The sequence below is a fragment of the Vulgatibacter sp. genome (genome assembly GCF_041687135.1).
GTDB lineage: Bacteria > Myxococcota > Myxococcia > Myxococcales > Vulgatibacteraceae > JAWLCN01.
On the sequence record NZ_JAWLCN010000005.1, the window covers coordinates 115,911 to 129,971 of the forward strand.

10 protein-coding genes are annotated in these 14,061 nt (G+C 71.2%); 2 read left to right on the plus strand and 8 right to left on the minus strand.

Annotation, left to right across the window (positions count from 1 at the left end; genetic code table 11):
* The first annotated feature begins 200 nt into the window (after window positions 1-200).
* A complete protein-coding gene (locus ACESMR_RS14215) occupies window positions 201-1,826 on the plus strand; it encodes a Rieske 2Fe-2S domain-containing protein (RefSeq protein WP_373047757.1) in 1,626 nt (541 codons plus the stop codon).
* A gap of 81 nt (window positions 1,827-1,907) precedes the next feature.
* Here ACESMR_RS14215 and ACESMR_RS14220 read toward each other — a convergent pair whose 3' ends face one another.
* From ACESMR_RS14220 to ACESMR_RS14235, 4 genes are read right to left on the minus strand one after another with little or no spacing between them, the layout of a single operon-like run.
* Entirely contained in the window at window positions 1,908-2,549 is a 642-nt protein-coding gene (locus tag ACESMR_RS14220; protein ID WP_373047758.1) for a hypothetical protein, read from the minus strand.
* Window positions 2,546-3,721, minus strand: a complete 1,176-nt coding sequence (locus ACESMR_RS14225; protein WP_373047759.1) for a hypothetical protein — start codon at window positions 3,719-3,721, stop codon at window positions 2,546-2,548. The genes ACESMR_RS14220 and ACESMR_RS14225 overlap by 4 nt, the downstream gene beginning before the upstream one ends.
* An 18-nt stretch (window positions 3,722-3,739) precedes the next feature.
* A complete protein-coding gene (locus tag ACESMR_RS14230; protein ID WP_373047760.1) occupies window positions 3,740-4,837 on the minus strand; it encodes a hypothetical protein in 1,098 nt (365 codons plus the stop codon).
* A gap of 25 nt (window positions 4,838-4,862) precedes the next feature.
* Complete coding sequence (locus ACESMR_RS14235; protein WP_373047761.1) at window positions 4,863-6,107, minus strand: glycosyltransferase; 1,245 nt, start codon at window positions 6,105-6,107, stop codon at window positions 4,863-4,865.
* Window positions 6,108-6,327: 220 nt separating this feature from the next.
* Between ACESMR_RS14235 and ACESMR_RS14240 the strand changes: the two genes are divergently transcribed.
* Window positions 6,328-7,704: a polysaccharide deacetylase family protein gene (locus ACESMR_RS14240; protein ID WP_373047762.1), complete on the plus strand. Its 1,377-nt coding sequence runs from the start codon at window positions 6,328-6,330 to the stop codon at window positions 7,702-7,704.
* Here the strand turns inward: ACESMR_RS14240 and ACESMR_RS14245 are convergent.
* From ACESMR_RS14245 to ACESMR_RS14260, 4 genes are all read right to left on the minus strand, one after another.
* Window positions 7,701-8,486: a GNAT family N-acetyltransferase gene (locus ACESMR_RS14245; protein ID WP_373047763.1), complete on the minus strand. Its 786-nt coding sequence runs from the start codon at window positions 8,484-8,486 to the stop codon at window positions 7,701-7,703. The genes ACESMR_RS14240 and ACESMR_RS14245 overlap by 4 nt on opposite strands.
* Window positions 8,487-8,533: 47 nt before the next feature.
* A complete protein-coding gene (locus ACESMR_RS14250; protein ID WP_373047764.1) occupies window positions 8,534-9,760 on the minus strand; it encodes an RtcB family protein in 1,227 nt (408 codons plus the stop codon).
* 127 nt (window positions 9,761-9,887) lie between these two features.
* Window positions 9,888-11,954, minus strand: coding sequence for a hypothetical protein (locus ACESMR_RS14255; RefSeq protein WP_373047765.1), 2,067 nt, complete (start codon window positions 11,952-11,954; stop codon window positions 9,888-9,890).
* Window positions 11,951-13,987 (minus strand): PQQ-binding-like beta-propeller repeat protein, encoded by a 2,037-nt coding sequence (locus tag ACESMR_RS14260; protein ID WP_373047766.1) that lies wholly within the window; start codon window positions 13,985-13,987, stop codon window positions 11,951-11,953. Before ACESMR_RS14260 ends, ACESMR_RS14255 begins: the two co-directional genes overlap by 4 nt.
* Window positions 13,988-14,061 lie beyond the last annotated feature (74 nt).

Consider the following 14,061-nt stretch of genomic DNA (forward strand, 5'->3'; position numbering starts at 1 on the left):
CCCGCTCCAGGCGCCAGCGCCCCCGAGGCGTGGACCCATCGGTCCACGCCTCGTTTCGTTTCCGCACCCTGCCCATCCGGACGGTGGCAGGTAAGGCGCAACAACCCCACCGTTTGCTCGGTTGCCGGCACGTCCGGCCCACCGGCCCTGCGATGCGGCAGGACGGGCTTCATCATTCCGCCAGCGGGGGAAGAGCGCCCATGTTGATCACGTTCCTCGGCCACGCCGGCTTTCTCGTGGAGACGGCAGAGGCGATCGTCGTCGCCGATCCCTGGGTCTCCCGCGAGGGGGCCTTCGACTCGGCCTGGATGCAGCTGCCGCAGAACCACCACATGGCCGACCTGGTCCGCGAAAAGCTGCAGGACGGCTCGAAGGCCCGGTACCTCTACCTGAGCCACGAGCACAAGGATCACTTCGATCCTGCCTTCCTCGACACCATCGAGCGGCGCGACTTCACCCTGGTGCTGGCGCGCTTCCGCCGCCCCGAGATGCGGGAGAGCCTCGCTGGCTACGGCGCGAAGGAGATGGTGGTCTGCGACGACGGCCAGCAGATCCCGCTGCCCGGCGGGGGGCACATCAAGGTCTTCGTCGAGGATTCGGGGCTCAACCGCGACTCGGCGCTGCTCGTCCACGCGGAAGGGCGCACCTTCCTCAACATCAACGACTGCAAGCTCCACGACCGAATGCCCCGGATCGCCAGGGAGGACGGGCCCGTCCACGTCTTCACCGGCCAGTTCTCCGGCGCGATCTGGCACCCGCCCTGCTACGAGTACGAGAAGAAGCAGTACCAGACCGTCTCGCGGAAGAAGATGTTCTCCAAATTCGAGGCGGTGGCCCGCGGCATAGACGTGCTCAAGCCACGGATCTTCCTCGGCTCCGCGGGACCGGCCTGCTTCCTCGACCCGAAGCTCGTCCACCTCAATTTCGAAGAGCTCAACATCTTTCCCCGGGCGGGCAAGTTCTTCGCGTTCCTCCAGAAGCGCCTGAAGAACATGGCCACCGAGCTCGCCGAGCCCATGCCCGGCGACGTGCTCGACGCCGAGACCTTCCGTTGGGTCCACCTCGCAGCCGAGCGGGTCACGGACGAGAATTTCGAGAGCTACGTCCGGGCCTACGCCGAGCGGATGAAGCCGCTCTTCGACGCGCGCCATCGGAACCTCTCCAAGCAGGAGATCGAGGCGACCCTGGTGAACCTCGCCGCCGAGCTGCAGCGCAAGCTCGACAACCTCCCGCTCCACGACCGGGTGGCGCTGCCGCTCTACGCGAGCCTCGAGGAGCAGCCGGATCTCTTCCTCCGGGTCGACTTCCAGCGCCGCCGGGTGGAACCGGTGACGAAGATCCTCGACGAGAAGCGCTACACCTTCCGCGCCGGCGCCTCCGACGTGGCCAGGGTCCTCGACGGCCTACTCACCTGGGAGGATTTCCTCCTGGCGATGCGGATGAAGATGAGCCGGAACCCGGACGACTACGACGCCATCCTCCACGGCTTCCTCGCCATCGAGGCGCCGGACCTTCCGGCGTTCTGCGAGGCGGTGGTGGCAGCCGAGTCGCGGCAGGAGCGGATGACGGTGGAGGCCGGGGGCAGATGCTTCTCGGTGCACCGCTACTGCCCGCACCAGGGGGCGGATCTCTCCGAGGCCTGGGTCGAGGGGGGCCGCTACCTGGTCTGCCCGCGGCACCGCTGGCAATTCGACCTCGAGGAGGGCGGCAAGTGCACGATGAACGCCACCTCGCTCCACGCGCTGCCGGTGGTGCAGGGCGAGGAGAAGCGCGAGGAGGCACTTCCTGCTGCCAACGAGGAGGCACCTGCGGGCGGCGCCGCGTAGCGCTGCGCTGACGGGCCGGATCACGAAGGGGTGCCGTGCAGGAGCGCGGCGCCCCTTCTGCTTTGGAGCGACGGGAACGCGCTACGGCATGCGGAGCTGGAACGCGACCCGGGCGTTGTCGGTGCGCAGGCCCACCGGACCGTCGAAGGCGAGGATCTCCTCGCCCAGCGCTCCCTCCCAGACCGCCCTGCCATCGACCTGCACCACGAGGCGATCCCCCGCGAGCGCCGCCCGGAGCACGTGGCGCTCCCCGGGCTGCAGCTTCGGGAGCGGCACGGCGCGCTCGGGCTTCACGTTGCGATAGCCGCCGGCGCCGCATTGGGCGTGGGTGCGCTTGCCCGGGTTGCGCTTGATCGAGACCACCAGCGCCGGCTTCGGATCGATCCGCCACATCACGTAGACGAGGTTGCAGCCGTCCGCTGCCCGGAGCTTGAGGCCGAGCTGCCGGCGCAACTCGCCGGAGGCAAGCGGCGCCGCCTGCTCCGTGGGCCCGACGTAGGTGAAGTCGAGCTCGGCCACCGGCGCGGTGCGGCGCAGCGCCACCGCGCGGAATTTCGCCGCCTCGACGAGAAGACGCCCGTCCGCTTCGCGCAGGGCGCCCAGGGTCACGTCGAGTCCCTGCAGGGCCACGGGGGCGAGACGCTCCACGGGCTCGTGCGCCCGGGCGCTCGCGATCGCGAAGGCGATCGCCACCCCGATCCCGAAGATCCCCAGCCGCCTCACGGCCCGACGGAACCGAGGATCCGATCGATCTCGCCGACGTGGGCCTGCAGGTAGGCCTGCTCGCCCCGGAGCCTGGTGAGCTCGAAGAAGAGGAAGGTCTCGTAGCGCCGCACCCTGCTGGTGCCGAGGCCCTTCACCTCCTGCAGCTGCCTGGCGAGATCGTCGACGAGGAGCGTCACCTCGGCGAGGCGGGCCTTCTCCGCGTCACGCACGCTGCGCAGCTGCCCGACCAGCTCGGAGACCCGGCGGTCGGCGCCCATCACGTCCTCCTCGATCCAGCGCCGCCTGCCCTCGCGGGCGCGCTCGTTGGCGCCGGGGATCCAGAGGCCGCCGAGGTCGAAGCGCAGGGTGACGAGGCCGAAGAGCGGCACGTCCTGCTCGAGGTCGAAGATCTCGTCGTAGCCGCCGCGGACTTCGAGGCCCCACGACCTCAGGTTCCGGATGCCCCCCTCGATCTGCTCCACCTCGGCGTCGGCGCTGCGGTAGCTCTGGATCGCGCTCACCAGCGGGCCCCGCGCCCCATGGGGCAGCGACTCGATCCGCTGCTGCGCCACCACCACGTCGCGCGCCTCGCTGCGGAGCTGGTCGAGCCGCAGCCGCACCACGTCCACCTCGTCGACGGTGGCGCGGGCCTCGCGGACGTCGCCGCGCATCTGCTCGAGCAGCGCCTCGGCGTAGGGCAGCGCCTCCGCCAGCACCTGCGCCCGCGCGGCGAGCGCCGGCGCCGCGCCGACCTCGGCGCCCGCCCGCACCGCGGATTCCAGCGTGGTCCTGGCGCGGTAGCGGCGGCACTCCGCCTCGGCGTGGCTCTGGAGCTCGAGCCCCCGCCACAGCTCGATGAAGTCGTATTCGAGGCCGAGGGTGAGCCGGCCCCGCGGCTCGCCCAGGGTGACGCCGCCCTCCGCCTCGCCGACGTTCACCACGCCGATGCTGCCGAAGAGGTCGGGCGCCGCGAGGAGCGCCGTCTCCGCGTCGGCCACCGCCTCCACGTATTCACAATAGCCGGACGCCCCGGCAGCGACCGCTGCCTCGGGGCCGCGCTGCTGCTGCCTGTCCGCGGGGCGCGGCGGCGACGCCGGCGGTGCGTCTGCCGGCGGCGGCTGCTGCGCGCCGGCGAGACCGGGAGCAAGGGCCGCGGCCAGGGCCACGGCAAATGCGGCTCTCTTTCCCATTCGTCGCTGCTCCTGGCCTTAGAAGTAGAAGGGGGCATGGCCGAGGTGGAGGAGATCCTCCATCGCCCAGCTCTCGTCCTGCAGCTCCACCTCCACCATCGCGCCGCGGAGGATGAGGTTGCGGATCGGGTGCTTCTTGTTCACCTCGCCGTCGAGGACCCGGGCCACCGAGCCCACCTGCCTGCACCAGATCAGCCCGAGGTCGCAGCCGTAGAGCGCCTCGCCGGGCTCGACCGCCTCGATGTTGTGGTAGGGCACGAAGGCGACGGTGAGGTTCCCCTCCATCGCCTTGAGGTAGGGCGAGCTCTTGATCGCGGCGAGGAGCTGGTCGTAGCGGGCGATGGAGCCGTCGATCGAGCGGAGGTTCTCCTCGAGCGCCGCGGCGAGCTCCCTGGCGCGGGCGAGCTCGAGCTCCGCCTCGGTGCGCTCCTGCTGCAGCTTGAGCACGCCGACGCTGCCGCCGGGCTTGCCCTTCGCGTCGCCACTGGAGACCGCGTCGATGGCGCGGATGTCGCGGCGCAGCTCCTGAATCCGGGTGTCGAGATCCACCTCCTTCTCCGCGAGGAGGAAGTTGCTGTGGCCGAGCTGCGCCAGCTGGTGGTTGGTGGTGAGGAAGGCCTCGCGGTCGAGCAGGCTCGCGGTCTGGAGCATCTGCGCCCGCTCCTTCGCCATGCCGGCGTAGGGGATGCTCGAGGTGTCGAACTCCCGGCGCGTGTGCAGCTGCTTCTCCCGCAGGGCGAGGAGCTCGCCGAGCTCGCGGGCGCGGAAGGAGCGGTCGGCGTGCATGGCCACGTCGAAGCGCTCGAGGAAGCTCTCCTCCGCCACGATGATCCGCTGCGCGTCGTCCAGGCGGGTGCGGAGCTCGAGGCGCTCCGCCACCAGCTTCTCGCGGGCGGCGGCCTGCGCCGCGGTCTTGGCGTTCAGCTCGAGGATCCGCTCGTCGCTCGGCGAGATCACCGTCGGCGCCACCCAGCTTCGATTGACCAGGAAGAAGCCGTGGAGGCCGAGGTAGGCGAGGAGACCGCCGAGGATCAGGGTGAGAACACCGAACCCCATCGCCTTGTAGAGCGATACGATCGTCGAGTTGAGCGTGTTCACCAGCTTTTTGTCGTTCATCTCGTCCGTGCCTCGTCGCTGAAGATCAGGCGGGCCGCGCTTCCGCGCGCTCGTCGTCGTCCTGGTTGGCCGCCTTCGTGTCGATTCCGGTGACGTTGCCGGCGCTGCCGCGCGTCTCCCAGCTCCCCGAGTCGAGGGTGAGGAGCGCCAGCGGCGTGAAGAGCAGGTAGGTCACCGGCATGAGGAAGACCATGGGCAGGAAGGCTGCCGCTGGTACCCGCCGCTCCTCGGGCAGATGCCGGGTGCCGTGGCGGTAGAGCACCCCGAGCACCGCCACGAAGGCAGCGTGGAAGACGGTGACGTCGAAGAACTCGTCGTTCACCACCGAGTGGAGGATCTTGACGGGGTAGGCGATGAGCAGCGCGAAGAGAGAGAGGTAGTGGAGCGCCACCAGCGGGTGGAGCCGCCACGCGTGGCTCATGCCGCCCATCAGGTCGATGAGGTTGGAGCGCCGCCAACGCAGCTGCTGCGAGAAGTAGTTGGACATCTTCGACGGCGCAGCGGTGAAGCAGAAGGCGTCGGTGGTGTAGCAGGTCTGCCAGCCGGCCTTGACGATCTGCCTGGTGAGGAAGCGGTCCTCGCCGTAGCGGATGGGAACGCCGAGCACGCTGCGGTCCTCGAGGATCGGCTCGAGATCGAGGAGCACGTGGCGCCGGTAGGCGGTGAGGCAGCCGGAGAGGCACATCACCGAGCGGTAGGCGCGCTCGATGTCCTTGAGCCACTCCTGGGAGAAGTAGAATTTGATCTCCAGCATGCGCGTGAGCCAGTTCTCGTTGAAATTGCTCACGAAGGTGCGGCCGCCGACCGCGGCGATCTCGGGGGCGACGAAGCGGCGGATCAGCTGCCGCACCGCGGCCTTGTCCACCAGCACGTCGGAGTCGACGGAGACGATGATCTCGGCCTCGGTGGCCCGCACCGCGCGGTTGATGCCCATGCGCTTTCCCATGTTGTGGGGGTTGCGCATCACCTTGACGTTGGGTCGTCCCTCCGCCGCCTTGCAGGCCCACTCGTAGCTGTCGTCGCCCGAGCAATCGTCCACCACGACGATCTGGAGCTTCTCCTTCGGGTAGTCCTGCTCGAGGAGGCTCAAAACCGTGTCGTAGATGCCGCGCCCCTCGTTGAAGAGCGGGATCACGATCGCCACGGTAGGCTCGTAATCGTCGGTGGTTTCGTCGAACCGCTCGCCTCGCAGGCGCTTCAGGAAACCGCCGAGTACGTAGCGGTTCATGATCACCACGAGGATGAGCAGCTGGATTGGGAACAACTCCATATCGATGTAGAGGACACAACGCGACGCCCGCGCCCGCCCCAACGCCTCCCTGCCTCGCCCGTGCACACCGTCGCAGGCGTGATCTCCCGCCCAACGAGACAAACGTGGGCCTGCTTGCCTGAGGGCACCACCCCCCTCTCCGACCTTCTGGTGGGGGTCTCTCGTCTCTGGGCGTGCCGGCCGCCTTCCCTTATCGGAGCGAGGGCCCATCTTCCCGGCGATGCGCCACCCCGGCTTCCTTCTCGTCCTCGGCACCGCTGCCGCGCTGCTCTGCACACCGGCGCAGGCGGAGACGGTGGTGGGCCTCTCCTTCGACGACGGCCTCGCCGAGCACCACGCAGCGGCGTCGCTCCTCGAGCACCACGGCCACCGGGGAGACTTCTTCCTGAACACCGGCAGGATCGGGACCCCCGGCCATCTCGGCTGGGAGGAGGTCGAGGATCTGGCGGCGCGGGGCCACGGGATCGGCGGCCACACCCTCGATCACGCCGAGCTGCCGCTCCTCCCGCTCGACGAGCAGCTGCGGCAGATCTGCGACGACCGGATCGCCCTCCTCTCCCGGGGCTTCGAGGCCCGCCATTTCGCCTATCCCTTCGGCGGCGACGCGCCGGCGACGCAGTGGGTGGTCCACGCCTGCGGCTACGACGCAGCCCGGGACGCAGGCGGCCTGCGCGCCGCCGACGGATGCGACGGCTGCCCGGCGGCGGAGGAGATCCCGCCGCCGGACCGGTTCGCGATCCGGACCGTCTCCTCGATCCGCGACGACGCCAGCCTCGCGACCCTGCAGGGGCACGTGCTCGCTGCCGAGGCTGCGGGTGGCGGCTGGGTGCAGCTCGTCTTCCACCGGATCTGCACCGGGTGCTCGGGTTACGCGATCGATCCGGTGGTCTTCGCCGATTTCGTCGCCTGGCTCGGGGACCGGGGCACGCAGGTGCGGACGATGGCCGAGGTGATCGGCGGCCCCCTCCTGCCCGGGCGTCGTGGGCCCGCCGAGGAGCTACCCGCTGCGGCGGCGGGGAATCTCCTTCGCAACGCGTCGCTCGAAGAGGACGAGGACGGGGACGGGATCCCCGACTGCTGGGAGGCGGCCCGCTACGGCGCGAACGAGGGCGTGGTGGAGCGGAGCGAGGGGCGCAGCGGGGCAGGCGTCCGGATCGCCATCACCGATTGGGAGAGCGGCGATCGGAAGCTCCGCGTGCGGCAGGACGTGCGGGGCTGCGCGACGGAGATCGAGCTGCAGGCGCGCTACGCCTTCGCCGGCTGGTACCGCACCGGGGCGGCGGCGCGGCCGGTGGCCTGGATCCGGGACGAGGCGGGGACGTGGAGCTGGTGGGCGCAGGGCCCGCTGCTCGAGCCGGCACAGGCGTGGACCGAGCTCCGGTGGGGCCTGCCGGCGCTGCCGGCGGAGGCGACGGCCTTGAGCGTCGGGATCTCGCTCCGCGAGGCGGGCGTGGTCGAGGTGGACGATCTCGCCCTCTTTCCCGCCCCCGCCGCCGCCGCCCTGGCGATGGAGCGGGAGGAGGCGGCGCCTGCGGGCTGCGCCGGCACCGGGATCGGGCTGCTCGGCCTCGCGCCCCTCCTGCGCAGGCGCCGCTAACGCGGCATCGGCCCCCGCATCTGGAAGATCTCGAAGAGGAGCGTCGCGCCTGCATCGCGGAGGGCGAGGGCGAGATCGTCCTGCGCCTCGATCACCAGCTGGAGGTGGCTCGCCGCAGGCGGCGCGTGGGGGCGCATCGCCTCGAGGAGGGCGCGGGCGCAGCCGGTACCCGGCGCGCAGAAGGGCATCGCCCCCAGCCCCGGCACGAAGCGGGCGAAGCCGTCCCCCCCTGCGGCGACGAAGAGCCTCTCGTCCCGCTCGCGCCAGCGCGCGATCTGTCCCTCGAGGAGATCGTGGCGGCGCTCCAGGGCGGCGTCCTCCGCCGGATTCACCGGGCGGACGTCGGCGACGCCGTGCGGGAGGTGCCCGGCGGCGCTCCAGGGCAGGCGGAGCACCTGGGCCCGGTGGTGGACCTCGAGGCCGAGACCGGCGTAGAGCTGGATCGCCGCGTCGTTGCCCGCCTTCACGTTGAGCCGCACCCTCGTGCAGCCCACCTGCAGCAGCCGCGCGCCGAGGGCGCGGAAGAGCGCGCTGCCCAGCCCCTTGCGGCGCATCGCCCCGTCCACCGCCAGATGGAAGACGTGGGCGGTGGCGCCGTAGGCGTGGGCGAGGGCGTAGGCGACGTTGCTGCCACCGCTGGCGAGGAAGAGCGAATGGGGGGCCCAGGCCGCAGCCCACTCCTCCGGCGGGACGGGCGGATCGGGGATCTGCAGCTCTGCGAAGAGCCGCACGTAGTCGGGGTAGTCCGCTGCATTTCCGACGTGGAAGGAGAGGTCGCTCATCTGGCGCTCCCGCGGCCGAAGCGGCCGGTGCCGAGGGAGTGACGCTATCAACCTTTGACGCAGACCACCTGGCGGAGCTCGTGCACGATGTCGACCAGGTCGCGTTGCGCCCGCATCACCGCCTCGATCGGCTTGTAGGCGCCGGGGGTCTCGTCGATGACGCCCTCGTCCTTGCGGCACTCGATCCCGGCGGTCGCGGCGGCGTGCTCCGCGAGGCTGAAGCGGCGTCGGGCCTCGGTGCGGCTCATCTTCCGGCCGGCGCCGTGGCTGCAGGAGTGGAAGCTCTCGGGGTTGCCCTTGCCGCGGACCACGTAGGAGCGCGCGCCCATCGAGCCGGGGATGATCCCCATCTCGCCGGGGCCCGCCCGCACCGCGCCCTTGCGGGTGATGAAGAGCTCCTTGCCGAGGTGGCTCTCCCGGGCGACGTAGTTGTGGTGGCAGTTGACCACCTCGGTCCGGAGCTCGAAGGGCGGCAGCTGTCCGGATCGGCGCACCGCCCCGATCATCGCGCCCATCATCAGCTCGCGGTTCACCCGGGCGTAGTCCTGGGCCCAGGTCACCGCCTCGACGTAGTCGTCGAAGTGGATCGCCCCCTCGCGGAAGTAGGCCAGGTCGCGATCGGGCAGGTTGGCGAGGTGCTGGCGCTGGTCGGCCTTGGCCAGCTCGATGAAGTAGGAGCCGATCCGATTGCCCACGCCGCGGGAGCCGGAGTGGAGCATGAACCAGACGGACTCCTCCTCGTCGAGGCAGACCTCGATGAAGTGGTTGCCGGAGCCCAGGGTGCCGATCTGCTCGACGGTGGCGCCGCGGCGGATCTTCGGATGCCTGGCCGCGATCCGCTCGAAGCCCGGGGCGAGCTGCTGCCACGCCTGCGCGTGCTTCTTCGGAGGATGGCTCCACGCGCCGCGATCGCCCGTGCCGCCGCGGTGGGTCCTGCCGTGGGGGACCGCCGCCTCGATCGACGAGCGGACCTTCGAGAGGTCGTCGGGCAGATCGAAGGAGCGCAGGCTCGTGCGCACCGCCATCATCCCGCAGCCGATGTCGACGCCCACCGCCGCGGGGACGATCGCCCCCTCGGTCGGGATCACCGAGCCGACGGTGGCGCCGATGCCCAGATGAACGTCGGGCATGGCGGCGATCCAGCCGCTGACGAAGGGGAGCGAGGCGATGTTGCGGAGCTGGGCGACCGCCTCCTGCTCCACGGGCACCCCGCGGGTCCAGGCCTTGATCGGCACCCGGGCGCCCGTCTCGATCAGCTCGTAGCTTGCCTTCATCCTCTCCCCTGCCGCGAAGCGGGGCCCCTGCATGTCGGAGAGTGTAGCCACGGGTCAAATACAATCGGCCCTGCGCCCGGCATTCGCGCCGGGCGCAGGAAGCCGCCTCCACCTGCGGTGCGGGCAGCTACCGGGGCCGGTGCGAGCGCTGCGGCGTACCCCCTGCGGTGATCCAGCCCTTGCCCGGGTGGATGCGCTCCTGGACGCCGAAGGCCTGCACCTCGCCGTTGCGGGAATCGACGGTGATCCAGCTCCCCTGGTGCAGGGAGGCGGCGCCGTCGTAGCGCCCTCCCGCTGGCAGCGCGCAGACGAAGACCGACTCCTGGTCGAGGGTGGTCTCGGTGAGCCAGCTCCTGCTGCTGCCGCCGCCCACCGAGGGGAGGGCGTAGAGCACGGAGAGGTCGGAGGTGAGCACGGGCTCGGAGGTCTGGCCGGAGGAGAGCTGCTGGCGCCAGAACTCCTCGCCGGTGTCGAGGTCGAAGCGGAAGAGGTGCGGCACCCAGGTCGGGCAGCTACCCGCGTCGCAGGGTTCGAGGGGAACCCCCATCACGTAGAGGCTGCGGCCGCCGAGGAGGGGGCTGCGCTGCGGGTAGGTCGGCACCAGCAGGGGCAGCCGGGCGTGCTCCCCACCGTCCGCGGTGGTGCGGAGTTGCCCGGTGGCCTGGAGGAAGAGGCCGCCCAGGGTGGCGAGCGGCGGCTGGAAGGGCGTCTCCTTCCGCCAGCGCTCGGTGCCGGTGGTGCCGAGGGAGACGAGGAAGCCGCCGTCGGTGGGCGCCGCGTCGTGGGCGCGCAGGGCGAAGACGACGCTGCCGCCCTCGTCACCGACGAAGCCGCCGACCTTCGCGTCGGCCTGGAAGACCCAGGCCACCTCGCCGGTGGCGCGGCGGACGGCGACGACCCAGCCGCCCCAGGGGACGATCCCGCCGTCCTCGGTGGCCTGCGAGCCGTTCAGGGGCACGAGGATGAAATCCTCGGCGATCACCGGCGACGCCGCTTCGTCGACCCAGCGCACGGGTGCGGTGGGATCCGGCGGCTCGCTCTCCCCGGTCACGGCGGCGAGCAGATCCCGGGACCAGACGAGGCTGCCGTCGGCGATCTTGCGGGCCTCGATCCGATCGGGCGCGAGGGTGCTCACCACCATGTCGCCGGCGATGGAGACGCCGCCGGTGGGCGAGCGGCCCACGTCCGCGACGAAGAGGCTCTCCCGGTAGCGGGGCAGGCCCCGCAGCGTCACCGAGACCAGGTCGCAGGATTCGAAGGTGCACTCGCCCCAGTAGACGTTGCCGAGGCCGTCGGTGGCGCCGTCGAAGTGGAGGGTCGCCCCCGGTGCCGCCCGCTGGGTCCAGAGGGGCTCGAGGGGCGTGGGCGGATCCTGGATGCAAGCGCCTTCGACGCACGTGCCCGGCTCCTGGCAGGGGCTGCTGTCGCCGCAATCGCCGCCCTCCGGCGTGGTCACCTCGGTGCAGGTGCCGGCGAGGCAGACGAAGGAGGTGGTGCAGTTGGCGGGGCCGCAGCTGGTGCCCTCGGGCGCATCGGCGAAGGTGCAGCCGCCGACCGGATCGCAGATCGGCGCGCTGCAGGGATCGGCGGACGCCGGGCACTCCACCGCCAGGTCGTAGTGCACGCAGCCGGTGGCGGGATCGCAGGCGTCGGCGGTGCAGACGTCGGCGTCGTCGCAGGTGCGGGCGTTGCCGCGGCAGACGCCCTCGTCGCAGATCCCCTCGAAGCAGGCGTCGCTGCAGTCGGCGCCGTTCTCCGCCCGCACCTCCTCGCAACGACCGGTGTCCGGATCGAAGGAGATGGCGACGCAGCGATCCGACGGCGGGCATTCGGGAACGGGGAGGCCCGCGCCACGCACCGGGATCTCCACGCCGTTGGAGAGGCGCACGATCGCTTCCGACTCCCGCTCCTCGGTCGGCGTGTAGACCACCCGGACGACCCTGGTGGCGCCGCCGGCGACCTCCACCGCTGCGGGATCCACAGCGAAGGGCGGCTCCACCGAGAGCTCGATCCGGTGCGGCGCGCGACCGGTGTTCTCGAGCTCGACGCCAATCGCCCGATCGAAGCCGATGTAGGTCACCGGAAAGTCGATGCGCGCCGGGCGGACGAGGAGTTCGCCTTCGGCGGCGGTGAGCGGGTCGGAGGAGCAGGCGGCGAGCGCGAGCAGGAACGAGGCGAGCGCGAGGTGCTTCACTGGGGCCGACCTCCGCCTGCGGGACTGCCGAGGGGATGGACCCAGCCCGTCGACGCGGGGTCGGCGAGGGGGAGTTCGTAGGCACGGAGCTTCGCCACGCCCTCCTCGTCGGTGCGCACCACCCACTTGCCTGCGCGGAGGCTGGTGGCGCCGGTGACGGTGCCGGAGATGCCCAGCTCGCAGGTCCGCTTTTCGTCGCCGTCCGGCAGGATCTCGCGCAGCAGCGGGGTCCACGTGCCGTCGTCGCCGCGGGTGCTGGTGGAGAGGAGCGCGCTGTCGCGCCTGGTGAGGATCGGCTCGCTCCAGAGCGGCGGGGTGCCGAGCGGCGTGACGAAGAGCCCGGTGGTCGCGGTACCGACGCGTTCGGGGTTGAAAGCCCGCGCGATCAGGTTGCCCTCCGCTGTGGTTGTGAAGGCCCAGCTCCCGGCGCTGCCTGCGAGGGGAGAGGCGCCGTGGGCAGCGGTGAACTGGAGGCGGCCGACCGGATCGCCGTCCTCCGCGGAGAGGAGCCGGTCGATGGCCTGGAGCACCACGCCGTCCCAGGCGAGGAGCGGCGTCGCGTCGAGGGCGGTGTCGATGCGCCAGCGCTCGCTGCCGTCCGGCGCCAGGGAGAGCAGCACGGCGGCGCCGGCGCCCTGCTCGACGAGGACGTAGAGGTTGCCTGCCTCGTCGGCGATGGGCGTGCCGATGGGACCTTCGAGCTGCTGCGTCCAGGCGACCTCGCCGCTGCCGGTGCGGAGCATGGCGACGAAACCCGCCGGGCTCTCGCCGACGGCGGACACGTTGGCGGCATAGAAGGCCCTGCCCGACTCGCTCCTGGTGAGGCTCCCGTCGGCGACGGTGCAGGGGCAGGTGAAGAGCTCGTCGATCGAGGGCTGGAGATCGCGGCGCCAGGGCGAGGAGCCGTCCCGGGTCAGATGCCCGGTGACCTGCGCCTCGTCGGCGCCGGCGACGAGCGCCATCGCGTCCTCGAGGACGAGGCCCCGCTCGCTCACCGGCGCGCCGCCAGCTGCAGGCGCCCGGTAGCGGATGATGCCGCCGGAGGTGGCGGAGACGAGATGGGTGACGGCGGCGGCGTCGCGCTCGATCCAATAGAGCTGGCCGGCGCCGTCGTTGATCCCCGGGAAGAGGAGCTCGCTCCCCTGCGGCGGCTGGTAGCTCCAGAGCTGCTCGAGGCGATCGTTGTCGGGACGCTCGCACTCGCCGGCTTCGCAGGTGCCCTCGCCGCATTCGTCGATGCAGGTGGTGCCCTCGAGCAGATCCTCGCCGATCTCCTCGCATTCTCCGCCGAGGCAGACGAAGGCGAGCTTGCAATCGGCAGGTCCGCAGAGGGTGCCTTCCACCGCGTCGGCGACGCCGCAGCCGTCGTCGGGATCGCAGATCGGGACCTCGCAGGGGTTGGCGGGCTGCGGGCAGCCGGCGGTCTGGTCGACGTGGACGCAGCCGCGCGCCGGATCGCAGGCGTCGGCGGTGCAGACGTTGCCGTCGCCACAGAACTTCGCCTCGCCGACGCAGAGCCCGTCGAGGCAGCGCTCGTCGACCTGGCAGAGGTTGCCGCTGGTGCACGGCGCATCGTCGGGCAGCACGCTCTCGGTGCAGGTGCCGCTCACCGGATCGAATTCCACCGCGCGGCAGGCCGCCGACGGATTGCAGGGCGGCGGATTCTCCGCCGTGCCGCTCAGCAGCACCTGCCGCGTCTCGCCCCCGATCTCCATCGTCAGCACACCGGTCTGCGGACCGGCGAACGCTGGGTTGAAACGCACCCAGAGCCTGCGGACCTCACCGCGATCGATCACCTCCCGGCCCCGACGCATGGAGAAATGGCCGGTGATGCTGAGAGTGATGGGAATCTTCGTGAAGCCCGTATTCTCTACGACGAGATCGACCGTGCTGTCGTAGCCGACGAACGTCCGCGGGAACTCCAGGACCGACTGCCGCACCACCAACTCGCCGCTGGCATCCACCGTCGCGGAATCGGAACTGCAGCCGAGCAGCAGCGCCGTGCATACCAGCGCCGTATACAACCGGATCATCGCACCTCCCCAACGGTGCATTGCGGGCGGCGGAACATCCACACCGGTCCCCGGACCGGCAACCGGCCCGGGGG

What these genes read in the sequence shown, in the direction of transcription:
- ACESMR_RS14215 (WP_373047757.1), top strand. Translation starts at nt 201, where the DNA reads ATGTTGATCACGTTCCTCGGCCACGCCGGCTTTCTCGTGGAGACGGCA.
- ACESMR_RS14225 (WP_373047759.1), bottom strand. Translation starts at nt 3,721, where the DNA reads ATGGGAAAGAGAGCCGCATTTGCCGTGGCCCTGGCCGCGGCCCTTGCT.
- ACESMR_RS14230 (WP_373047760.1), bottom strand. Translation starts at nt 4,837, where the DNA reads ATGAACGACAAAAAGCTGGTGAACACGCTCAACTCGACGATCGTATCG.
- ACESMR_RS14235 (WP_373047761.1), bottom strand. Translation starts at nt 6,107, where the DNA reads ATGGAGTTGTTCCCAATCCAGCTGCTCATCCTCGTGGTGATCATGAAC.
- ACESMR_RS14240 (WP_373047762.1), top strand. Translation starts at nt 6,328, where the DNA reads ATGCGCCACCCCGGCTTCCTTCTCGTCCTCGGCACCGCTGCCGCGCTG.
- ACESMR_RS14245 (WP_373047763.1), bottom strand. Translation starts at nt 8,486, where the DNA reads ATGAGCGACCTCTCCTTCCACGTCGGAAATGCAGCGGACTACCCCGAC.
- ACESMR_RS14250 (WP_373047764.1), bottom strand. Translation starts at nt 9,760, where the DNA reads ATGAAGGCAAGCTACGAGCTGATCGAGACGGGCGCCCGGGTGCCGATC.
- ACESMR_RS14260 (WP_373047766.1), bottom strand. Translation starts at nt 13,987, where the DNA reads ATGATCCGGTTGTATACGGCGCTGGTATGCACGGCGCTGCTGCTCGGC.